Annotated in this window: 19 protein-coding genes; 12 read left to right on the top strand and 7 right to left on the bottom strand. The window is 65.8% G+C overall.

Annotated elements, in window-relative coordinates; all coding sequences use genetic code 11:
- Positions 1-12: 12 nt before the first annotated feature.
- From PWP93_RS14745 to PWP93_RS14725, 5 genes are all read left to right on the top strand, one after another.
- Positions 13-588, top strand: a complete 576-nt coding sequence (locus PWP93_RS14745; RefSeq protein ID WP_421044952.1) for an aminodeoxychorismate/anthranilate synthase component II — start codon at positions 13-15, stop codon at positions 586-588.
- A gap of 13 nt (positions 589-601) precedes the next feature.
- Entirely contained in the window at positions 602-1633 is a 1032-nt protein-coding gene (gene trpD, locus PWP93_RS14740) for an anthranilate phosphoribosyltransferase (RefSeq protein ID WP_421045095.1), read from the top strand.
- A gap of 26 nt (positions 1634-1659) precedes the next feature.
- Positions 1660-2445: an indole-3-glycerol phosphate synthase TrpC gene (trpC, locus tag PWP93_RS14735; protein ID WP_421024838.1), complete on the top strand. Its 786-nt coding sequence runs from the start codon at positions 1660-1662 to the stop codon at positions 2443-2445.
- A 45-nt stretch (positions 2446-2490) separates the two neighbouring features.
- Positions 2491-3117 (top strand): CYTH domain-containing protein, encoded by a 627-nt coding sequence (locus PWP93_RS14730; RefSeq protein ID WP_421044951.1) that lies wholly within the window; start codon positions 2491-2493, stop codon positions 3115-3117.
- A 160-nt stretch (positions 3118-3277) separates the two neighbouring features.
- Positions 3278-4243, top strand: coding sequence for a uracil-DNA glycosylase (locus tag PWP93_RS14725; protein ID WP_421044950.1), 966 nt, complete (start codon positions 3278-3280; stop codon positions 4241-4243).
- A 124-nt stretch (positions 4244-4367) separates the two neighbouring features.
- Here PWP93_RS14725 and PWP93_RS14720 read toward each other — a convergent pair whose 3' ends face one another.
- The 4 genes from PWP93_RS14720 to PWP93_RS14705 form a co-directional block, all read right to left on the bottom strand.
- Positions 4368-4964: an FMN-dependent NADH-azoreductase gene (locus PWP93_RS14720; protein ID WP_421024841.1), complete on the bottom strand. Its 597-nt coding sequence runs from the start codon at positions 4962-4964 to the stop codon at positions 4368-4370.
- A 228-nt stretch (positions 4965-5192) separates the two neighbouring features.
- A complete protein-coding gene (locus PWP93_RS14715) occupies positions 5193-6983 on the bottom strand; it encodes a M61 family metallopeptidase (protein ID WP_421044949.1) in 1791 nt (596 codons plus the stop codon).
- Between the two features lie 152 nt (positions 6984-7135).
- Entirely contained in the window at positions 7136-7867 is a 732-nt protein-coding gene (locus tag PWP93_RS14710; RefSeq protein WP_421024843.1) for a DsbC family protein, read from the bottom strand.
- A 175-nt stretch (positions 7868-8042) separates the two neighbouring features.
- Positions 8043-9215: a UbiH/UbiF family hydroxylase gene (locus PWP93_RS14705; protein WP_421044948.1), complete on the bottom strand. Its 1173-nt coding sequence runs from the start codon at positions 9213-9215 to the stop codon at positions 8043-8045.
- Between the two features lie 227 nt (positions 9216-9442).
- On the opposite strand from PWP93_RS14705, the gene hmpA reads away from it, so the two are divergent.
- The 3 genes from hmpA (at position 9443) to ettA (ending at position 13747) form a co-directional block, all read left to right on the top strand.
- Positions 9443-10654, top strand: coding sequence for an NO-inducible flavohemoprotein (hmpA, locus tag PWP93_RS14700; RefSeq protein WP_421044947.1), 1212 nt, complete (start codon positions 9443-9445; stop codon positions 10652-10654).
- A gap of 285 nt (positions 10655-10939) precedes the next feature.
- Positions 10940-12034 carry a redox-regulated ATPase YchF gene (gene ychF, locus PWP93_RS14695; RefSeq protein ID WP_421044946.1) on the top strand — a complete coding sequence of 365 codons (1095 nt, stop codon included), beginning with the start codon at positions 10940-10942 and terminating at the stop codon, positions 12032-12034.
- A 48-nt stretch (positions 12035-12082) separates the two neighbouring features.
- Positions 12083-13747: an energy-dependent translational throttle protein EttA gene (gene ettA, locus PWP93_RS14690; protein WP_421024850.1), complete on the top strand. Its 1665-nt coding sequence runs from the start codon at positions 12083-12085 to the stop codon at positions 13745-13747.
- 122 nt (positions 13748-13869) lie between these two features.
- Here the strand turns inward: ettA and PWP93_RS14685 are convergent, their stop codons facing one another.
- The 3 genes from PWP93_RS14685 to PWP93_RS14675 form a co-directional block, all read right to left on the bottom strand.
- Entirely contained in the window at positions 13870-14493 is a 624-nt protein-coding gene (locus tag PWP93_RS14685; RefSeq protein ID WP_421024851.1) for an HAD family hydrolase, read from the bottom strand.
- 65 nt (positions 14494-14558) lie between these two features.
- Positions 14559-16373, bottom strand: coding sequence for an aminopeptidase P family protein (locus PWP93_RS14680; protein WP_421044945.1), 1815 nt, complete (start codon positions 16371-16373; stop codon positions 14559-14561).
- Between the two features lie 129 nt (positions 16374-16502).
- Positions 16503-16766, bottom strand: coding sequence for a hypothetical protein (locus PWP93_RS14675; protein WP_421044944.1), 264 nt, complete (start codon positions 16764-16766; stop codon positions 16503-16505).
- A gap of 195 nt (positions 16767-16961) precedes the next feature.
- On the opposite strand from PWP93_RS14675, the gene PWP93_RS14670 reads away from it, so the two are divergent.
- The 4 genes from PWP93_RS14670 to prmC all read left to right on the top strand — a co-directional run bounded on the left by PWP93_RS14670 (position 16962) and on the right by prmC (position 21160).
- Positions 16962-17708, top strand: coding sequence for a response regulator transcription factor (locus tag PWP93_RS14670; RefSeq protein ID WP_421044943.1), 747 nt, complete (start codon positions 16962-16964; stop codon positions 17706-17708).
- A 27-nt stretch (positions 17709-17735) separates the two neighbouring features.
- A complete protein-coding gene (gene hemA / locus PWP93_RS14665; protein WP_421044942.1) occupies positions 17736-19106 on the top strand; it encodes a glutamyl-tRNA reductase in 1371 nt (456 codons plus the stop codon).
- 109 nt (positions 19107-19215) lie between these two features.
- The gene (gene prfA / locus PWP93_RS14660) at positions 19216-20298 is read left to right on the top strand and encodes a peptide chain release factor 1 (RefSeq protein WP_035531573.1); all 1083 of its coding nucleotides are present in this window, start codon (positions 19216-19218) and stop codon (positions 20296-20298) included.
- 13 nt (positions 20299-20311) lie between these two features.
- Complete coding sequence (gene prmC, locus PWP93_RS14655; protein ID WP_421044941.1) at positions 20312-21160, top strand: peptide chain release factor N(5)-glutamine methyltransferase; 849 nt, start codon at positions 20312-20314, stop codon at positions 21158-21160.
- Positions 21161-21186: the final 26 nt, after the last annotated feature.

Raw genomic sequence — 21186 nt, 5'->3', positions numbered from 1 at the left:
GGAGACAAGACCATGTTGCTCATGATCGACAACTACGATTCGTTTACCTACAACATCGTCCAGTACTTCGGCGAGCTTGGCGAAGACGTCCGCACGTACCGCAACGACGAAATCACCATCGACGAGATCAGGAAGCTCAACCCCGAGCGCATCTGCCTGTCGCCCGGACCGAGCAACCCGCAGCACGCAGGCATCACGCTCGACGTGCTGCGCGAATTCGCGGGCAAGACGCCGATTCTCGGCGTGTGCCTCGGCCACCAGGCCATCGGCGAAGCATTCGGCGGGCGCGTCGTGCGTGCGAAGACCATCATGCACGGCAAGGTGAGCCAGATCGAAACCGACTGCAAAGGCGTATTCGCCGACCTGCCGAAGCACTTCAACGTGACGCGCTACCACTCGCTCGCGATCGAGCGCGAGTCGCTGCCCGACTGCCTCGAAGTGTCGGCCTGGACCGACGACGGCGAAATCATGGGCGTGCGTCACCGCGAGCTTGCCGTGGAAGGCGTGCAGTTCCATCCTGAGTCGATTCTCTCGGAGCACGGCCATGCCCTCTTCGAGAATTTCCTGAAACAGACCAAGAGCGCTTGACCCGGAGGCGACCATCATGATTACCCCGCAGGAAGCGCTGCAACGCACGATCGAGCATCGCGAGATTTTCCACGACGAGATGCTCCACCTCATGCGCCTCATCATGCGCGGCGAGCTTTCGCCCGTGCTTTCGGCCGCCATCATCACCGGCCTGCGCGTGAAGAAGGAAACCATCGGCGAGATCGCTGCAGCCGCCACGGTCATGCGCGAATTCGCGAATCACGTCGAGGTGCAGGACAACTCGAACTTCATCGATATCGTCGGCACCGGCGGCGATGGTTCGCACACCTTCAATATTTCCACGGCCTCGATGTTCGTCGTGGCGGCGGCGGGCGCGAAGGTTGCCAAGCACGGCAACCGCGGCGTGTCGAGCAAGTCGGGCAGCGCGGACGTGCTCGAAGCGCTCGGAGTGAACATCGACCTGCAGCCTGACCAGGTGGCCGCGTCGATCGCCGAAACGGGCATGGGCTTCATGTTCGCGCCCAACCATCATCCGGCGATGAAGAACATCGCCGCCGTGCGCCGCGAACTGGGCGTGCGCACGATCTTCAACATCCTCGGGCCGCTCACGAATCCGGCCGGCGCGCCCAATCAGCTGATGGGCGTGTTTCACCCGGACCTCGTCGGCATCCAGGTGCGCGTGATGCAGCGTCTGGGCGCCAAGCACGTGCTCGTGGTGTACGGCAAGGACGGCATGGACGAAGTCTCGCTCGGCGCGGCCACGCTCGTGGGCGAACTGAAGGACGGCGAGATTCGCGAGTACGAGATCCACCCCGAAGACTTCGGCATGCAGATGGTCTCGAACCGCTCGCTCAAGGTGCAAAACGCCGACGAATCGAAGGTCATGCTGCTTGGCGCGCTCTCGAACGAGCCTGGCACGGCGCGCGAGATCGTCACGCTCAATGCGGGCACGGCGCTCTATTCGGCCAACGTCGTGAGTTCGATCGCCGACGGCATCGCGCTTGCGCGCGAAACCCTCGCCAGCGGCCGCGCCCGCGCGAAGGTCGACGAACTGGTACGCTTCACGCAACAGTTCAAACGCTGATCCATCACTGTTTTTGCCCGAACATCATGAGCGACATCCTCGAAAAAATCATTGCGGTGAAGCGCGAAGAAGTGCGCGCCGCCGAGCAGAGCGCACCGCTCGAAGAACTGCGTCTGGAGGCGAGCGCGCGCGATCTTCGCGACTTCGTCGGCGCCCTGCGCGCGAAGCACGCTAACGGCCTGGCCGCCGTGATCGCCGAAGTGAAAAAGGCGAGTCCCTCGAAGGGCGTGCTGCGCGAAAACTTCCAGCCCGCCGAAATCGCGCGCTCTTACGCAGAAGGCGGTGCGGCGTGCCTTTCCGTGCTCACCGATGTGCAATTCTTCCAGGGCAGCGTGGCGTATCTGGAAGCCGCGCGCGCCGCGTGCAACCTGCCGGTGCTGCGCAAGGATTTCATCGTCGACCCGTATCAGGTCGTCGAAGCGCGCGCGATGGGCGCCGATGCGATCCTGCTGATCGCCGCCGCGCTCGAACCGGGCCAGATGCGCGATCTCGAAGCGCTCGCGCATTCGCTGGGCCTCGCGGTGCTCGTCGAAGTGCACGATCGCGAAGAGCTCGAACACGCGCTCACGCTGAAGACGCCGCTCATCGGCATCAACAACCGCAATCTGCGCACCTTCGAGACCACGCTGCAAACCACCATCGGCATGCTCGACGATGTGCCTGAAGACCGCATCGTCGTGACCGAGTCGGGCATTCTCTCGCGTGCCGATGTCGAGAAGATGCGCGAGCTTTCGGTGCATACGTTCCTCGTGGGCGAGGCGTTCATGCGCGCGGAACATCCCGGCGCGGAACTTGCACGCATGTTCTTCTGATTGCGTCCACGCAAAATTCAGGCAACAAACAGGTAACCAGCGACGATGGCCATCGAACGCGAAATCAAGCTCGCGCTGCCACGCGACCAGGTGGACGCGGCGCGGCGTCTCTTCGAGGCGCGCGCCGGCGCACCAGGCCGCGTGGTGCGGCTGGAGAACATCTACTTCGACACGCCGTCGCTCGTGCTCGCGCGCGCGAAAAGCGCGCTGCGGCTGCGCCGCGCGCCCGAAGGCTGGCTCCAGACGTTCAAGACTGTGGGCGTGGCGCAAAACGGCCTCCATGCGCGGCATGAGTGGGAAATGCCGGTGGCGGGCGAAGCGCTCGAGATCGACAAGTTGCTGCGCGAGTGCGACGAAGCGGGCGTATCGACGGCGCTCTCCGACGCGGCGGCGAATCTGATCCCTCTCTTTCGCACCGATTTCACGCGTGCGCTGTGGACCTTGCAAGTCGATGGCACACAGGTGGAAGCGGCCATCGATCAGGGCGAAGTCACGGCGAACGTGAACGGCGAAACGCGCCACACGCCCATCTGCGAAATCGAGCTGGAACTGAAGGACGGCGACGAAGCCGCGTTGCACACGCTTGCTGCAGAACTGGCGAAGGTGCTGCCGGGACTCGCGCCCGACAATATCAGCAAGGCCCAGCGCGGCTACAAGTTGCGCGAAGGCTGAGGCGCGTACGCGGGGCGGCGCGCGACGCCGCCGAATCTCCGCGAATTCATCGCGACTTCATCGCTGTTAGTTGCAACACGAACCTCCGAGCCTGCCGCCAGGCCTTTCACACGTCAAGCCGGATTGAATCGCAGCGCGATTCTTGCGACACTTGCCGCCCATGACCTCCACGAAACACACGCGCGCCGTGGCGCCGGTGCAAGCCTCGCTGTTCGACGACACGCCGCCCGCAGCGGCATTGGCCACGCTCGACGAAACATCCGCGCCCGAAGTCGACCCGCGCCAGATCACGATCTTCTCGCTCTTCGACGACGACGAATTCCCCGCACCCGCACCAGCAACAGCGACCATGCCCGCCAGCCACTCCCCCGCCACGCCCACCGGCAACCCGCCATCGAACGCCGCGATCGCGCGTCTCGAAGACCAGTTCGCCGCGCTGCCCGCGGCCTGGCGCGAACTGCTCGCGCCGTTCATCGAAAGCGATGCGTACGCGCCGCTGTGCCGTTTCGTCGACGACGAACGCGCCGCCGGCAAGACCGTCTATCCCGCCGATGTGTTTCGCGCGTTGCGCCTCACCTCGCCCGACGAAGTGAAAGTGGTCATTCTCGGCCAGGACCCCTATCACGGCGACGACCGCGGCACGCCGCAAGCGCACGGCCTTGCGTTCTCGGTGCCGCCTGCGGTGCGCACCCCGCCCTCGCTGCGCAACATCTTCAAGGAGATCGCGGCGAGCCTCGGCATCGAGGCACCCGCTCACGGCTGTCTCGATGCATGGGCGCGCCAGGGCGTGCTGCTGCTCAACACGGTGCTCACTGTCGAGCGCGCGAACGCCGCGAGCCACGCGAAGCGCGGCTGGGAGCGCTGCACCGACACGCTGATCCGCGAGATCGCCGCACGCCACGAACATCTCGTGTTCATGCTGTGGGGCGCGCACGCGCAGAACAAGCGCGCGCTCCTCGGCACGGGTGAGCATTGCGTGCTGGAAGCGCCGCATCCGTCGCCACTTTCGGCGCATCGCGGCTTCCTCGGCTGCGGACATTTCGCGCAAGCCAACGCCTACCTGAGCGCGCACGGCCGCACGCCGATCGACTGGCGCTTGCCGGACACGGCTGAAGTGCTCGCCTGAAGCAGCAAAGCACGCCGCACGCACAATGAAAAACGCCACGAAGCGCGCTTCGTGGCGTTTTTGCTTGACCGCATGCGATACGGCGCCATGAAGCACCGCATCGTCATCGCTTCACAGCAGCCGCTCAGGCCGCCGCGATCGCTTCTCGTGCGCTGGCGAGTGCTGCGCCGGCGGCGTCCGGGCCCATGTTCAGGCCTTCGGCGTAGATGAAGCTCACGTCGGTCATGCCGAGGAAACCGAGGAACGACTTGAGGTACGGCGTCTGGCTGTCGTTCGGCGTGCCGTGGTACTTGCCGCCACGTGCCGAAACCACGTACACCTTCTTGCCCGTGACGAGGCCCACGGGGCCGTTCGCGGTGTATTGGAACGTGATGCCTGCGCGTGCAATCCAGTCGAAGTAGGTCTTCAGTTGCGACGAAATGCCGAAGTTGTACATCGGCGCGCCAATCACGATGACGTCCGCGGCTTGCAGTTCGGCGATCAGCGCTTCGCTGCGCGCGGCGATGGCTTGCTGCTCCGGCGTACGCTGCTCGGCCGGCGTGAAGAACGCGCCGAGCACGGCGTCGTCGAGGTGCGGCAGCGGTTCGGCTTGCAGGTTGCGCGCGACGACCTTCGCACCCGGGTTCGATTGCTGGAGCTTGTTCGTCAACTCGTTGACGAGCAGCGTCGACTGGGCGCCTTGCGAGCGGGCGGCGGAATTGATTTGCAGGATGGTGGTCATGGTGACTCCTTCGGGTGTCGGTTGCGCAACGTTGCGCGAGTGAAGGCATTGTGTTTTTTTGCCGCGCCCCGAAAAAGTAGTCCGCCGATGACGGATTGTTGCAGCGATAGAACAATCCCGAAAACCCAAAAAGGAAGGCGACGGGGCCGGATCGCCTCGTCGCCTTCCTTTTCGAAGCAGGCCGGGCGCCCGCTCCCTGTCCGTTCAAGCCGCTATTGCGGCCTCCATTCAGGCCGCCAGCCAGCGCTCGCGCAGTGCGCGCGGCGCCGGACGCTTGTCGGTGACCGTGAGCTTGTAGCGCGCGATCTCGGGTGCGTCGAGCGTCAGGCGCGCAACGCGCAGCTCATCGCGGCGGAACGCGTGGATTTCCACCTTCGCGCCCGGCTGGTAGCGTGCGAGCAGCGTGTCGAGATTCGCGCCCGTGACGCGCAGGCCGTCGAGCGCCACGAGCGCGTCGCCGGCCGAAAGCCCGGCCTTTTGCGCCGCGCCGCCTTCGTAGACGACCGCGAGCGTGGCCTCGGCGCTGCCGCGCAGGCGCGCGCCCAGCGATGGCTTCGCGTGACGCTCGGGCTCGCCTTCGAGCGTCACGCCCAGCCCCTCGAATAGCGCGGCGAGCGGCAAGTCGCGCGTGCCGCGCACGGCGTCGGCGAACAGGCCGCCGAGTTCCACGCCCGTTGCTTCAGCGATCAGCGCCTCGACGTCGTCCTCGCCCACGCCCACCGGTTTGCCGCGATAGAAGTCGCGGCCGTAGCGTTGCCACAGAAGGCGCATCACATCGTCGAGCGACTTGCGTCCGCTGGTTTCCGTGCGAATGGCGAGATCGAACGCGAGCGCGACCAGCGAGCCCTTGGTGTAGTAGCTCACGATCGCATTCGATGCGTTCTCGTCCTGGCGGTAGTACTTGATCCACGCGTCGAACGAGCTTTCGGCCACGCTCTGCTTCAGGCGCCCCGTGCCACGCAGCACGCCGCCGACGGTCTTGCCAAGGAGGCCGAAATATTCATCGACGGAAATGAGGCCGCTGCGCACCAGCATCAGGTCGTCGTAGTAGGAGGTGAAGCCTTCGAAAAGCCACAGCAGCGAGGTGTAGTCCTCGCGCGTGAGATCGTACGGCGCGAACTTGGCGGGCTTGATGCGCTTCACGTTCCACGTGTGGAAGTACTCGTGGCTGCACAGCCCCAGATAGGTCCGGTAGCCCTCGGACATCTCGGCCTTGCCCTTGACGGGCAGATCGGTGCGGTTGCAGATGAGCGCCGTGGACGCGCGGTGCTCGAGCCCGCCATAGCCGTCGCTCACGGCCTGCGTCATGAACACGTAGCGCTCCATCGGCGCGCGCTTCGTGCGCGGCTCGAACAGCGCGATCTGCGCCTCGCAGATCTTCTTCAGGTCGGCGGAGAGGCGTTCGGTGTCGAGCGCCACCACGCGCCCCGCGATCACGATGTCGTGCGGCACGCCATGCGCCTTGAAGCTCGCGAGCGTGAATTCGCCCAGCGTGACAGGGTGATCGATCAGCTCGTCGTAGCCCGACGCCGTGTATTCGCCAAAGCCGTAGCGCTTGGTGCCGCGCGCCTCCGGGAGCGCAGTGGCGACGCGCCAGTGGCGATACGCGTGGCCGTCGGGACGCTGGATGTCGACCACGTGCTGCGCGCCTTCATGGCCGCGCGCCGCGAGAAACACACTCGTGCCGTTGAAAAAGCCGACCGTATCGTCGAGGTGCGCGGCCCGCACCGACAGATCCCAAGCATAGACTTCGTAGCGCAGCGTGAGCGCACCCTTCACGGGCGCCGCCTGCCACGTGTGCTTGTCGGTCTTGCCGATGCGCACCTTGCGGCCCGCGTCATTGGTCGCGCGCATCGTGACGATGTTGCGCGCGAACTCGCGCACCATGTAGCTGCCGGGAATCCACACGGGCAGCATGAAGCACTGGCCGTCCGGCGCGGGATCCTCGATGGTGAGCGTCACTTCGAACAGGTGCGCGGCGGGGTTCTTCGGGACGATGGTGTATCGGATCGGCTTCATCGGCGGGAACGGTGACGGATTCGGTTAGCGATCGCAGTGATTGCAGCGAGCGCCGCGCGGCGGGCTCGCACGCGGCAACCACAGGCACGCGAAAAAACAGTGGGCAAAAAAGGCACCGGCCGCAAAAGCGGCCGGCGGATTCGGTCAGGGCTTCAGCGCGCGGCGCCGAGAGCGCTTTCGAGCCGGTCGGCGCTGACCGCGCCCGGCAGGCGGGTGCCGTCTGCGAGGATCACGGTGGGCGTGCCGGTCACGTTCATCTTTGCGCCGAGCTTGAGATTGCTGTCGATGGCCGCGGTGTTGCAGGTGCCCGCTGCGGTGGGCGCCTTACGGTCGACCATCCACGACTCCCACGCCTTCGCACGGTCGGTCGAGCACCAGATCGACTTCGACTTCGCCGTGGAGTCTTCGGACAGCACGGGGTACAGGAACGTGTAGACCGTCACGTTGTCGATCGACTTGAGCGTGCTTTCGAGCTGATGGCAGTACGGGCAGTTCGGATCGGAGAATACCGCGATCTGGCGCTTGCCGTTGCCCTTCACGACCTTCACCGCGTTCTCGAGCGGCAGCTTCGAGAAGTCGACCTTGTTGAGCTCGGCAAGGCGCGCTTCGGTGAGATTGCGGCGCGCCTTGGTATCGACGAGGTCGCCCGTGAGCACGTAATCGCCGTTGGCGTCGCTGTAGATGATCTGCGTGCCGAGGTTCACCTCGTAGAGGCCGGCCACCGGCGCCTTGTTGATGCTCTTGATGTCGCCGCCGTCCACGCCGAGGCGCGATTGCAGCGTGGCCTTGATTTTGTCGGTGGTCTGGTCGGCCTGCGCCGAGCAGCCGAGCACCGAAATGGCCGCCGCGAGTGCAAACGCGGCAATGCGGATAGGCTTTTGCATGTGATGCTTTCCTGATTCTGGGATGCTTCGCGCAAGTGGCGCACGAAGCGTTCCGGATGAAATTCGATCCCGACATGGCCCGTGGCCAGAGACCTTCATTCTAAGCTGCCCGGCGCGGGAGCAAGCGAAATACCCGCGGGAGCACCGCCGGCGGGCGTTCGCGATGCCGCAACGCTCAACCGAGCGCCGACGCCACCAGCCAGCGCTTGACGAGCGGCTGCGCGCCGACGAACGCCATCCCCGTGTTGCGCAACGCGCGCGCGAGCGTGCCGGGCACCGAAAAGAGCCGCTGCAGGCCATCGGTGGCGATCACGAGCTTCTGGATATCTTCGCGGCGGCCGCGCTCGTAGCGGCGCAGCAGCACGAGGTCGCCGAGGTCGCGGAATGCCTCTTTTTTCGCGATGACGTCGACGAGCGCCGCCACGTCGCGCAGCCCCAGGTTCACGCCCTGGCCCGCGAGCGGGTGAATCAGGTGCGCGGCGTCGCCAACCAGCGCGACACGCGGCGCGACCAGGCGATCGACGGTCTGCAGGGCGAGCGGGAAGCCGCGCGCGGGCGTCACGCATTCGAGCGCGCCGTGCAGCCGCTGCGTCACGCGCTCGACTTCGGCGGCAAGCTGTTGAGGATCGAGCTTGAGCAGTTCATCGGCGTGCTCCGTTTGCGCCGACCAGACCAGCGAGACATGCTGGTCCGGCAGCGGCAGCAGCGCGACGATCTCGCCGTCCCGGAACCATTGGTAAGCACATTCGCCATGCGGGCGTTCCGCGCGGAAGTTGGCGACCACGCCAGTCTGCCGGTAATCGCGCCGCTCTACCTTCGAGCCGATCTGCGCACGCACCCACGAATGCGCGCCATCGGCGCCCACGGCGAGATCGGCCTCGATCGTGCGGCCATTCGCAAGACCGATCACGGCCGCGTCGGGCGTCACGTCGAGCGTCTGCGCACGCGAGTCGATCCACGTGAGATTGGGCTGAAAATGGAGCGCCGCATCGAGTGCGCGCTCCACCAGCGACGACTCCGCGATCCACGCGAGTTGCGCGACCGACGCCTGGTATGCGGAAAAATGCAGTTCCGCGGCGGCGTCGCCGAACACGCGCATGTCGTAGACCGCCGTGAGGCGCGCGGCGTCGACCGCCTGCCAGACCCGCAGCCGCTCGAACAGCGCATGCGAGCTGCGCGAGAAAGCATAGACGCGCGCATCGAAAACGGCGCCGGCGGGCAGCGGTGCGCACGGCTGCGCGAGCAGCGCCACGCGCAAGCCCCCTTGGGTCAGCGCGAGCGCCGCCGCCTTGCCGACGAGCCCGCCGCCAATCACGGCGACGTCAAATGTCTGGTTGGTCGAATTCATCCGCGCATTATAGCTGCGGGGGGTAATCTGACAGGGCCGGATAGGCAGTCGATTGCGCCGTGAATTGCGGCGTGGCAAGGGCGCGGTGCGGCGTCGCAGCGGTTGTCGGAGAGGTGTCGCGGCACGGCCCCGATTCGACCCGCCTTGCCGATATCCAACCCACTGCCCAGGCTTCATCCATCATCCACTGAGCGCCGCCCGCACCTTGCCACGGAGAGACAAACACCATGCTGACCCAAAAGACGAAGGACATCGTAAAGGCCACCGCACCGGTTTTGGCCGATCACGGCTACGACATCATCACGCGCTTCTACAAGCGCCTGTTCGAAGCCCATCCGGAGCTGAAGAACGTGTTCAACATGGCGCACCAGGAACAGGGCCAGCAGCAGCAGGCGCTGGCCCGCGCGGTCTACGCCTATGCGGAGAACATCGAAGACCCCGGCAGCCTCGCGGCCGTGCTGAAGAACATCGCCAACAAGCACGCGAGTCTCGGCGTGAGGCCCGAGCACTACCCCATCGTCGGGGAACACCTGCTGGCCGCGATCAAGGACGTGCTGGGCGCCGCCGCCACCGACGACATCATTTCCGCCTGGGCGCAGGCCTACGGCAATCTCGCCGACGTGCTGATGGGCCTCGAAAGCGAGCTCTACGAACGCTCCTCCGGCCAGCAGGGCGGCTGGACCGGCTGGCGCACCTTCGTCGTGCGCGAAAAGCGCCCCGAAAGCAGCGTGATCACCTCGTTCATCCTCGAACCCACCGATGGCCAGCCGGTCGTGAATTTCGAGCCCGGCCAGTACGTCAGCGTCGCCGTGACCGTGCCGTCCCTGGGCTTGCAGCAGATTCGCCAGTACAGCCTCTCGGACATGCCGAACGGGCACAGCTATCGCATCTCGGTGAAGCGCGAAAGCGGCGGCCCCAATCCTCCGGGCTATGTCTCGTGCCTGCTTCACGATCACGTCAATGTCGGAGACGAGATCAAACTGGCCGCGCCCTACGGCAGCTTCCATATCGACGTCAAGGCGAAGACGCCGATCGTGCTGATCAGCGGCGGCGTTGGATTGACGCCGATGATCAGCATGCTCAAGCGTGCGATCCAGGACCCGCAACGGCGCGTGGTGTTCGTGCACGGCGCGCGCAACAGCGGCGTGCACGCGATGCGCGACCGGCTGCGCGAAGCTGCCAGAACCTATGCCAATTTCAGCCTGATCGTGTTCTACGACAACCCGCTGCCGCAGGACGCCGCGGGCCGGGACTTCGATCATGCGGGGTTGGTGAACGTCAAGACGATCAAGAACGCGATCCTGCTGCCGGACGCCGATTACTACATCTGCGGGCCGATCCCGTTCATGCGGATGCAGCACGACGCGCTCAAGGACCTGGGCGTGCGCGAAGCCCGGATCCACTATGAAGTGTTCGGCCCGGACCTCTTCGCCGAATGAGCGCACGGCTTTTTGGGAAGCGTTTGCCTGGTGTTCGCCCGGCCTTTGCCGAGAGCCAAAGCCCGTCGGCGCTTCCCATGCGAGCGCGCCAATCAACGCCCGCGAACGGGTTACAATTGCCACTTTTCGAGCTCAAAGTCCGCGCAAAATCGCCGGTCCGCCACCGGATGCGTACGCTTTGACTCGTCCCCGAATTCACCTTGCGGCTGTCGCGTTCCGGCCCTCGCCGGACAGCAAATACTACGACGACCTGCCGTAACCAACTGATTCAAAAAAAGGTTTTCCATGAGCCTCAAATGCGGCATCGTCGGCCTGCCTAACGTCGGCAAGTCCACTCTGTTCAACGCGCTGACCAAGGCCGGCATCGCGGCTGAAAACTACCCGTTCTGCACTATCGAGCCCAACGTCGGCGTGGTCGAAGTGCCGGATCCGCGCCTGAAGGCGCTCTCCGAGATCGTCAAGCCCGAGCGCGTGGTGCCGGCCGTGGTCGAATTCGTCGACATCGCGGGTCTGGTCGCCGGCGCGAGCAAAGGCGAAGGCCTCGGCAACCAGTTCCTCGCGAACATCCGCGAAACGGACGCCATCACGCACGTCGTGCGCTGCTTCGAGGACGAAAACGTGATCCACGTCGCGGGCAAGGTCGATCCGCTCGCCGACATCGAAGTCATCAACACCGAGCTCGCGCTCGCCGACCTCGGCACCGTCGAAAAGGCGCTCACGCGCTACTCGAAGGCCGCCAAGTCGGGCAACGACAAGGAAGCGGCGAAGCTCGCGGCCGTGCTGGAAAAGGTCCGCGCGCAGCTCGACCAGGCGAAGCCCGTGCGCGCGCTCGACCTGAACGAGGACGAACAGGCGCTGCTCAAGCCGTTCTGCCTGATCACCGCGAAGAAGACCATGTACGTCGCGAACGTGAAGGACGACGGCTTCGAGAACAATCCGTATCTGGAGGCCGTGCGCAAGCACGCCGAAGCCGAAGGCTCGCCGGTGGTGGCCGTGTGCGCCGCGATCGAAGCCGAAATCGCCGACCTCGAAGACGAAGACAAGGCCGCGTTCCTCGCCGACATGGGCATGGACGAGCCGGGCCTCGACCGCGTGATCCGCGCGGGCTTCAAGCTGCTCGGCCTGCAGACGTACTTCACGGCGGGCGTGAAGGAAGTGCGCGCGTGGACGATCCATGTGGGCGATACCGCGCCGCAGGCGGCCGGCGTGATCCATACCGACTTCGAGCGCGGCTTCATCCGCGCGCAGACCATCGCGTTCAACGACTTCATCCAGTACAAAGGCGAAACCGGCGCGAAGGAAGCCGGCAAGATGCGCGCCGAAGGCAAGGAATATGTCGTGCACGACGGCGACGTGATGAACTTCCTGTTCAACGTCTAAGCGCCGGTCAAGCACAAGGCCCCTTTTCCCGTTTCCAAAGACACTCCCATGGCCCAATACGTCTTCACAATGAACCGGGTCGGCAAGATCGTGCCGCCCAAGCGCCAGATCCTGAAGGACATCTCGCTGTCGTTCTTCCCCGGCGCGAAAATTGGCCTGCTCGGCCTGAACGGCTCGGGCAAGTCCACGCTCATCAAGATCATGGCCGGCGTCGACAAGGACATCGAAGGCGAAGCCACGCCGATGCCCAACCTCAACATCGGCTATCTGCCGCAGGAGCCGCAGCTCGATCCGGAAAAGACCGTGCGCGAAGCGGTCGAGGAAGGTCTGGGCGACGTGTTCAACGCGCAGAAGAAGCTCGACGAAATCTACGCCGCCTACGCGGAGCCGGACGCCGACTTCGACGCGCTCGCCGCCGAGCAGGCAAAGTACGAGGCGATCCTCGCGACCACCGACGGCAGCGCGGAGCAGCAGATCGAAATCGCCGCCGACGCACTGCGCCTGCCGGCGTGGGATGCGAAGATCGGCAATCTCTCGGGCGGTGAGAAGCGCCGCGTGGCGCTGTGCAAGCTGCTGCTCGAAAAGCCCGACATGCTGCTGCTCGACGAGCCGACCAACCACCTCGACGCCGAATCGGTCGAATGGCTCGAGCAGTTCCTCACGCGCTTCCCCGGCACCGTGGTCGCCGTGACCCACGACCGCTACTTCCTCGACAACGCCGCCGAGTGGATTCTCGAGCTCGACCGCGGCCACGGCATTCCCTGGAAGGGCAACTACTCGAGCTGGCTCGACCAGAAGGAAGAGCGCCTGAAGCAGGAAGAAGCGTCGGAATCGGCGCGCCAGAAGGCCATCAAGAAGGAACTGGAGTGGGTGCGCCAGAACCCCAAGGGCCGTCAGGCGAAGTCGAAGGCGCGCATCGCGCGTTTCGAGGAACTGTCGAGCGCGGACTACCAGAAGCGCAACGAAACGCAGGAAATCTTCATTCCGGCGGGCGAGCGTCTGGGCAACGAAGTCATCGAGTTCAAGAACGTCAGCAAATCTTACGGCGACCGTCTGCTCATCGATAACCTCAGCTTCAAGATTCCGGCAGGCGCGATCGTCGGCATCATCGGGCCGAACGGCGCCGGCAAGTCGACGCTGTTCCGCATGCTCACGGGCAAGGAGCAGCCGGATTCGGGAGAAATCGTGCAAGGCCCGACCGTCAAGCTCGCCTACGTGGACCAGAGCCGCGACGCGCTGGCTTCCGACAAGACCGTGTTCGAGGAAATCTCGGGTGGCGCGGACGTGCTGACGGTGGGCAAGTACGAAACGCCGTCGCGCGCCTACATCGGCCGCTTCAACTTCAAGGGCGGCGATCAGCAGAAGATCGTCGGCAACCTCTCGGGTGGCGAGCGCGGCCGTCTGCATCTCGCGAAGACGCTGATTTCGGGCGGCAACGTCCTGCTTCTCGACGAACCGTCGAACGACCTCGACGTCGAAACGCTGCGCGCGCTCGAAGACGCCCTGCTCGAATTCGCGGGCTCGGTGATGGTGATCTCGCACGATCGCTGGTTCCTCGACCGTATCGCCACGCACATCCTCGCGTTCGAAGGCGACTCGCAGGTCACCTTCTTCGACGGCAACTATCAGGAGTACGAGGCCGACAAGATCAAGCGCCTCGGCGAAGAGGCGGCGCGTCCGAAGCGTCTGCGCTACAAGCCGATCAGCCGCTAAGCAGGTCCGGTCGGCGCAAGCATTTCAACGCCGCCCTCCTGAAAACGCAAACGGCAGCCCTCGGGCTGCCGTTTTTGCTGGTGCGCGAGCAACCAGACTCCATCAGACCTAATCGGACTCAATCAGACCGGCAGGCCGAGTTCGCGCAGCTTCGCGTCGGTGGTCGAGCTGCTCGTGTGATGCACGCCGTGCCAGCCAAGCGCGGTGGCGGCCTCGATGTTGTGCGCATTGTCGTCGATGAAGACGAGTTCGCCGGCCGTTACGCCCGGCAACTGCACCTCGATGCGGCGGAACATTTCGTGGAAGATCGCCGGATCGGGCTTCACGAGCTTCACGCGCCCCGAGACGACGATATCGCGGCAGCGCCGCAGAATGCCGAAGCGCTCCCACGCCCACGGAAACGTCTCCGCAGACCAGTTCGTGAGCCCGAAGATCGGCACGTTGGCCGCTTCCAGCCGCTCGAAGGTCGCCACGCCGCCTTCGAGCAGCCCGCCGATCATCTCGTGCCAGCGCTCGTAGAACGCGCGAATGAGCGCTTCGTGCCCCGGAAATCGCGCGACGAGCGCTTCGGTGCCTGCGGCGATCGGCTCGCCGCCGTCCTGGCGCACCACCCAGTCCATCGCGCAAACATGGGTGAGAAACCAGCGGCGTTCGTCATCGTCGGGAATCAGCTTGCGGTACAGATACTCGGGGCTCCAGTCCACCAGCACCCCGCCGAAGTCGAACACCACTGCCTTGATTGCCATGCCTTTGCGCTCCGGGTTGAATTCCGCGTGATTTCCGCCTGACTTCCACGTGATGGCGTCGCCGATCAGATCGGCTGCGTGCGCTTTTCGAGCCACGCGAGCGCGTCGCCCGAAACATGCGGCGCGATGCGCGCGCGCACCGTTTGGTGATATGCGTTGAGCCACTCGCGCTCGTCATCGCGCAGGAGCCTGAGGTCGATGCAGCGCGTGTCGATCGGGCACAGCGTGAGCGTTTCGAACTTCAGGAAATCGCCGAATTCGGTGGTCCCGGCGCTCTGGTTCAAGACGAGGTTCTCGATGCGCACGCCCCACTTGCCCGGCCGGTAGAGGCCCGGCTCGACCGAGGTGATCATGCCTTCCTCCATCGCGGTCCACGGCTCGGCCGGCGCGTAGTGCGAGATGACCTGCGGGCCTTCGTGCACGTTCAGGAAATAGCCCACGCCGTGGCCCGTGCCGTGGCCGTAGTCGGCGCCCGCTTCCCAGATCGGCGCGCGCGCGATCGCGTCGAGCATCGGCGAGCGGATGCCGCGCGGAAACTGCGCGCGCGAGAGCGCCATCGTGCCCTTGAGCACGATCGTGAAGTCGCGCTTTTGCTCGGCGCTCGGCGTGCCGATGGGCACCACGCGCGTGATGTCAGTCGTGCCATCCAGGTACTGGCCGCCCGAGTCGATCAGGAGCAGGCCGTTGCCTTCGATCACGCTGTGCGACTCGGGCGTGGCGCGGTAGTGCGGCATCGCGCCGTTTGCGTTGAAGCCCGCAATCGTGGCGAACGAGAGCGAAACGAAGCCCGGCCGGCGCTGACGCGCGGCGGTGAGCTTTTCGTCGATGGTGAGCTCGGTGATGGTCTCGCGGCCCAGCGCCGCCTCGAACCACGCGAAGAATTCGGCGAGCGCGGCGCCGTCCTGCTCCATCGTCGCGCGCACGTGCTCGGCTTCGGCGGCGGTCTTGCGCGACTTGAAGAACGTACTCGGGTTGATCGCCTCCACGCGCTTCACTGCCGAGGACACCGCCTGCAGCAGCCCGAACGTCACGCGGCGCGGGTCGATCAGCAACGATTCGCCCGCGGGCAGCGCCGCCAGCGCATCGGCGGCGTGCGCGTAGGGCGCGACGCGCACGTTGTCGCGCGCGAGCGATTGTGCGAGCTCGGCCGGCACCTTGCCATCGGCGACGAACAGCGTCGCCCGATCGGGCCCGATCAGCGCGTGCGCGACGAACACGGGGTTGTAGTTCACGTCGGCGCCGCGCAGGTTGAAGAGCCACGCGAGGTCATCGAGCGTCGAAATGAAATGCCACTGCGCGCCCTTGTCCTGCATCGCGGCGCGCACCTGAGCGAGCTTGCCCGCGCGCTGCGCGTCCGCATGCGGCGCGACGTGCTCGTAGACCGGTTCTAGCGGCAGCGAAGGACGACCGCTCCAGACAGCGTCGAGCAGGTCGAGATCGGTGCGCAGCTTCACGCCGCGTGCGTCGAGCGCTTCGGCCAGCGCGCGCGCCGACGCCACGCCAAGCACCGCGCCGTCCACCGCGACCGTGCCGCCAGCCGGCACGGTCTGCGCGAGCCAGTCGATGTGCGGCGCGCTCTGTTGGCCGCCCATCATCTTCATGAGCTGGATGCCCGTGCCCGCGAGTTGCTGCTCGGCTTGCACCCAGTAGCGGCTGTCCACCCACACGCCCGCGAAATCCTTCGTCACGACGAGCGTGCCCACCGAACCCGTGAAGCCCGAGAGCCATTCGCGCCCCTGCCAGCGGCGCGGCAGGTATTCGGAGAGGTGCGGGTCAGCGGACGGCACCAGCGCGGCGTCGACGCCCGCGCTCGCCATCTCGGCGCGCAGTGCGGCGATGCGTTCGGGAATCGTGGACGTTTCGGGAAGTCGGGCATTCATGTTTTTCACCTGCGAGTAAGAGAAGCGCGCCTTGTGAGAGCGCTCTATTGCGAAGACGGTGGGGCATTCTGGCGGGTATTTCGGCTTGGTACGACCTTGATGCTCCGTTAGCGACGGATGAGCGGCAGGTTAGCGCCGCGCGCGCAGCGCGACCAACCCAGCCACAAGGACAACCGCGACAGCCGTGCAAACCGGCCATTCGAGCAGTTCGCCATCATAGAAGAGTCCGGTGGCGCGCCCCGCCGCCTTCGCCAGCGCGGCGCCCGCGAGCGCCGCCGCGACGGCGAGTGCGAGCCCGCTGCCCGAGGGCCCGGACGCCCGCCGCAGCGGATGCAAAAACCACCCCGCGAAGCCGACGACAAGACCGAGCACGACGATGCCTGCCCAGCCCATCAGAGCCCAATCCTAAGAATTTTCAGAAGAGTCCGATAGGACAGTGACGACGCGGCGGATAGCATTCTTGTGCCTCATTAACAACAGTATTTTTACTGGAAACGGTCGACTCGGCGCTTCCCGCGTAGCGGTTGAGTGTAGGGGGCGGGATGGCGCAAGGCAAGCGCACCCAGCCCTCGGCGGCTGGACTCCCCTATGCGAATTGCACTTGTCGAACCCGATGCGCGCCAGGCCGAAATCATCGAGCGATTGCTCATTTCGGGCGGCCATGCGTGCCGGCACTTTCCCCAGAGCGCTCCGCTCGTCCAAGCGCTCGAAGATGACGCCTTCGACCTGCTGATGGCCGCTTCATGGTGCGGCGACCTCGGCGGCGACGAACTCATCCCGCGCGCGCGCCGTCTGCTGCCTGGCCTGCCCGCCATCGTGCTGATGGCTTCTCCGCACGAAAGCGAAATCGTCGCGAGCCTGCAAGCGGGCGCCGACGACTGCATCGCCAAGCCCGTGCGCGGTCCCGAAATGCTCGCGCGCATCGACGCCTTGCTGCGCCGTGCGGGCGTGCGCCGTCCGCGCAATCGCGCGCGCCATGGCTTCGGCGATTATCTGTTCGACTCCGCGCGCTACGAGGTGTCGTTCAGGGGCCAGACCGTCACGCTCACGCCGAAGGAGTTCCGCTTCGCGCTGCTGCTGTTCACCAACGCATCGCGCCCCGTTTCCCGGGCGCGCATTCTTGAAACCGTCTGGAATCTGAACCGCGACGTTCGGTCGCGCACGCTCGATACGCATGCTTCGCGGCTGCGCAGCAAATTGCAGCTCGGACCCGAGCACGGCTGGCGTCTGACAACGTTGTATGGTTACGGCTACCAGCTTGAGCGGTTACCTATAACAAACGAGGAGGACGCTGACTTTGCCGACGCGAATGTCAGAAGCCCGGAAAAGTTATAATATCCGGCAAAATCTTCGCCCCACGGTATGCAGCTTCTAACGATCGGAATCAATCACCACACCGCGCCCGTCGCCTTGCGCGAACGCGTGGCGTTTCCGCTCGAACAGATCAAGCCCGCCCTCGCGATGTTCAAGGACGCGTGGTCCGGCGGGCGGCGCAGCCTGAACGCCCCCGAAGCCGCCATCCTCTCCACCTGCAACCGCACGGAACTCTATTGCGCGACCGACGCGCAAAGCTCGCGCGATTCCGCAGTGGAATGGCTCTCGCACTACCACGGCATCCGCACCGAGGAACTCGCGCCCCACGTCTACACGCTGCCGCAGTCCGAGGCCGTGCGCCATGCGTTCCGAGTGGCGTCGGGGCTCGACTCGATGGTGCTCGGCGAAACGCAGATCGTCGGCCAGATGAAGACCGCGGTGCGCACCGCCACCGAGGCCGGCGCGCTCGGCACCTATTTGAACCAGCTGTTCCAGCGCACCTTCGCGGTAGCCAAGGAAGTGCGCAGCACGACCGAGATCGGCGCGCAGTCGGTTTCGCTCGCCGCCGCCGCCGTGCGCCTCGCGCAGCGCATCTTCGACAAGATCGCCAACCAGCGCGTGCTGTTCATCGGGGCGGGCGAGATGATCGAACTGTGCGCCGCGCACTTCGCCGCGCAGCAGCCGCGCGAACTCGTGGTGGCGAACCGCACCGCCGAACGCGGGCGCACTGTCGCCGAACGCTTCGGCGGTCATGCAATTCCGCTCTCGGACCTGCCCGCGCGCATGCACGAGTTCGACATCATCGTCTCGTGCACGGCGTCCACGCTGCCGATCATCGGCCTGGGCGCCGTCGAGCGTGCCGTGAAGGCGCGCCGCCATCGACCGATCTTCATGGTCGACCTCGCGGTGCCGCGCGACATCGAACCCGAAGTCGGCGAGCTCGAAGACGTGTTCCTCTATACCGTCGACGACCTCGGCACGATCGTGCGCGAAGGCAACGCCTCGCGCCAGGCCGCCGTGGCGCAGGCCGAGACCATCATCGAAACGCGCGTCGCGAACTTCATGCAGTGGCTCGACACGCGCAGCATCGTGCCGGTCATCCGCCACATGCACACCCAGGCCGACGCCCTGCGCCGCGCCGAACTCGAGCGCGCGCGCAAGCTGCTCGCGCGCGGCGACGACCCCGCGGCCGTGCTCGAAGCGCTGTCGCAGTCGCTCACCAACAAGCTGATTCACGGCCCGACGCACGCGCTCAACACGTCGAGCGGCGAAAACCGCGATTCGCTCATCGAGTTGATGAGCGGCTTCTACCGCCATGGCCAGCCCGCCAGGGGCGGTGATGCTGCATCATCGTCCGAATCCGCAGATTCGAACACCGCGAACGCGTCCGACGCCCCGGAAGACGCCTCCGGCCGTTAGCTGCTCTCGCCGCCCGCCGCGCCTCGCGCGGCATGCATCCCGAAGCCTGGGCCCCCAGCCCGCCGCCCATTTCCCGCAGTCCTTTCCGGAGCCCGCTCCGCACCGCCCGATGAAAACGAGCATGCAATCGAAGCTCGACCAGCTGACTACCCGCCTGGCCGAGCTGAACGACCTGTTGAGCCGTCCCGACGTGACGTCGAACCGCGACCAGTACCGCAAGCTCACACGCGAGCACGCGGAATTGGGGCCGGTGGTCGAGCATTACGCACAATGGCGGGCTGCGCTCGCCGACGAAGCGGCCGCGAAAGAGCTGCTCGCCGATGCATCGATGCGCGACTTCGCCGAAGACGAGGTGAAAGCCGCACGCGAGCGCATGGCGCGATTGCAGCACGAGTTGCAGATGATGCTCCTGCCGAAGGACCCCAACGACGATCGCAACGTCTTCCTCGAAATCCGCGCGGGCACGGGCGGCGACGAGTCGGCGCTGTTCGCGGGCGACCTGCTGCGCATGTACCTGCGCTACGCGGAACGCAACCGCTGGCAGATCGAGATGATGTCGGCGAGCGAGTCGGACCTCGGCGGCTACAAGGAAGTGATCGTGCGCATCGCGGGCGAAGCCGCCTATTCGAAGCTCAAGTTCGAGTCGGGCGGGCATCGCGTGCAACGCGTGCCGGCCACCGAAACGCAGGGCCGCATCCACACCTCGGCGTGCACGGTCGCAGTGATGCCCGAAGCCGACGAGATCGGCGAGGTCGAGATCAATCCCGCCGATCTGCGCATCGACACGTTCCGCGCCTCCGGCGCGGGCGGTCAGCACATCAACAAGACGGATTCGGCCGTGCGCGTGACGCACCTGCCGACCGGCATCGTGGTCGAGTGCCAGGACGACCGCTCGCAGCACAAGAACAAGGACCGCGCGCTCAAGGTGCTCGCGGCACGCATCAAGGACAAGCAATACCAGGAGCAGCACGCGAAGGAAGCGGCCACGCGCAAGAGCCTCGTGGGCTCGGGCGACCGCTCGGAGCGCATCCGCACCTACAACTTTCCGCAAGGGCGCCTCACCGATCACCGCATCAACCTGACACTCTATCGTCTCGAAGCAATCATGGACGGCGATCTCGACGAGCTGATCGGCGCGCTGGTTTCCGAGCATCAGGCCGAGCAGCTGGCCTCGCTCGGCGACGCCGATTGAGCGCGCGTTTATCGTGAGCGAACCAATAGTCACCGCCGATGCCCTGCTGCGCGCCTCGCCCCTCGCCGCGCTCGAGACGCGCGTGCTGCTCATGCACGTGCTCGGCTGGCGCCGCACGGAGCTGATCACGCGCGGCGAGCGTCCACTCGAAGCCGCGCAGATCGACGCTTATCGCGCACTCGAAGCGCGCCGCGTGCAGGGCGAACCCATCGCGCAGATCGTGGGCGCGCGCGAGTTCTACGGCCTGAACTTCGACGTCACGCCCGACGTGCTGATTCCGCGCCCCGAAACCGAGCTGCTCGTGGAAACGGCCCTGGCCGCCATGGAAGGTCTAGCGCAGCCGCGCGTGCTCGATCTGGGCACGGGCAGCGGCGCGATCGCGGTGGCCATCGCCTCGGCGCGGCCCGGTGCGCGCGTGTGGGCCGTCGACCGCTCGCAGGCCGCGCTCGACGTGGCCGCGCGCAACGCCGCGAAGCTGCTCGCCGCCCGGCGCCCGGGGGGCGCGCTCACCTTCGTGGCCGCCAGCTGGTACGACGCGCTCGATCCTGCATTGCGCTTCGATGTCATCGTGAGCAATCCGCCCTATATCGCGAGCGGCGACCCGCATCTCGCACAAGGCGACCTGCGCTTCGAGCCGCGCGGCGCCCTCACCGACGAAGCCGACGGCCTCACGGCGCTGCGCACGATCGTCGCCGGCGCGCCGGCGCACCTCGCGCCGGGCGGCGTGCTCTGGATGGAGCACGGCTACGATCAGGCGGCGGCGGTGCGTGCGCTGCTCGAAGCGCAAGGTTTCGCCGATGTTCACTCACAAGCCGATCTGGCTGGCATCGAACGCATCAGCGGCGCACGCCTCGTGAACTAGCCGCGATCGGGCAATACGCGCCAGGG

Source organism: Paraburkholderia sp. A1RI-2L (assembly GCF_048957375.1).
GTDB lineage: Bacteria > Pseudomonadota > Gammaproteobacteria > Burkholderiales > Burkholderiaceae > Paraburkholderia.
The sequence above is the reverse complement of the archived record's forward strand: the minus strand, read 5'-3'. Positions and strand labels throughout refer to the sequence as shown.

Excerpts from the sequence above, each read along its gene's own strand:
- ychF (WP_421044946.1), top strand. The coding sequence starts at position 10,940 with ATGAGCCTCAAATGCGGCATCGTCGGCCTGCCTAACGTCGGCAAGTCC.
- PWP93_RS14730 (WP_421044951.1), top strand. The coding sequence starts at position 2,491 with ATGGCCATCGAACGCGAAATCAAGCTCGCGCTGCCACGCGACCAGGTG.
- hemA (WP_421044942.1), top strand. The coding sequence starts at position 17,736 with ATGCAGCTTCTAACGATCGGAATCAATCACCACACCGCGCCCGTCGCC.
- PWP93_RS14725 (WP_421044950.1), top strand. The coding sequence starts at position 3,278 with ATGACCTCCACGAAACACACGCGCGCCGTGGCGCCGGTGCAAGCCTCG.
- PWP93_RS14685 (WP_421024851.1), bottom strand. The coding sequence starts at position 14,493 with ATGGCAATCAAGGCAGTGGTGTTCGACTTCGGCGGGGTGCTGGTGGAC.
- PWP93_RS14680 (WP_421044945.1), bottom strand. The coding sequence starts at position 16,373 with ATGAATGCCCGACTTCCCGAAACGTCCACGATTCCCGAACGCATCGCC.
- PWP93_RS14710 (WP_421024843.1), bottom strand. The coding sequence starts at position 7,867 with ATGCAAAAGCCTATCCGCATTGCCGCGTTTGCACTCGCGGCGGCCATT.
- hmpA (WP_421044947.1), top strand. The coding sequence starts at position 9,443 with ATGCTGACCCAAAAGACGAAGGACATCGTAAAGGCCACCGCACCGGTT.
- prfA (WP_035531573.1), top strand. The coding sequence starts at position 19,216 with ATGAAAACGAGCATGCAATCGAAGCTCGACCAGCTGACTACCCGCCTG.
- trpC (WP_421024838.1), top strand. The coding sequence starts at position 1,660 with ATGAGCGACATCCTCGAAAAAATCATTGCGGTGAAGCGCGAAGAAGTG.
- PWP93_RS14675 (WP_421044944.1), bottom strand. The coding sequence starts at position 16,766 with ATGGGCTGGGCAGGCATCGTCGTGCTCGGTCTTGTCGTCGGCTTCGCG.
- PWP93_RS14705 (WP_421044948.1), bottom strand. The coding sequence starts at position 9,215 with ATGAATTCGACCAACCAGACATTTGACGTCGCCGTGATTGGCGGCGGG.
- PWP93_RS14745 (WP_421044952.1), top strand. The coding sequence starts at position 13 with ATGTTGCTCATGATCGACAACTACGATTCGTTTACCTACAACATCGTC.
- ettA (WP_421024850.1), top strand. The coding sequence starts at position 12,083 with ATGGCCCAATACGTCTTCACAATGAACCGGGTCGGCAAGATCGTGCCG.
- PWP93_RS14670 (WP_421044943.1), top strand. The coding sequence starts at position 16,962 with ATGCGAATTGCACTTGTCGAACCCGATGCGCGCCAGGCCGAAATCATC.
- PWP93_RS14715 (WP_421044949.1), bottom strand. The coding sequence starts at position 6,983 with ATGAAGCCGATCCGATACACCATCGTCCCGAAGAACCCCGCCGCGCAC.
- PWP93_RS14720 (WP_421024841.1), bottom strand. The coding sequence starts at position 4,964 with ATGACCACCATCCTGCAAATCAATTCCGCCGCCCGCTCGCAAGGCGCC.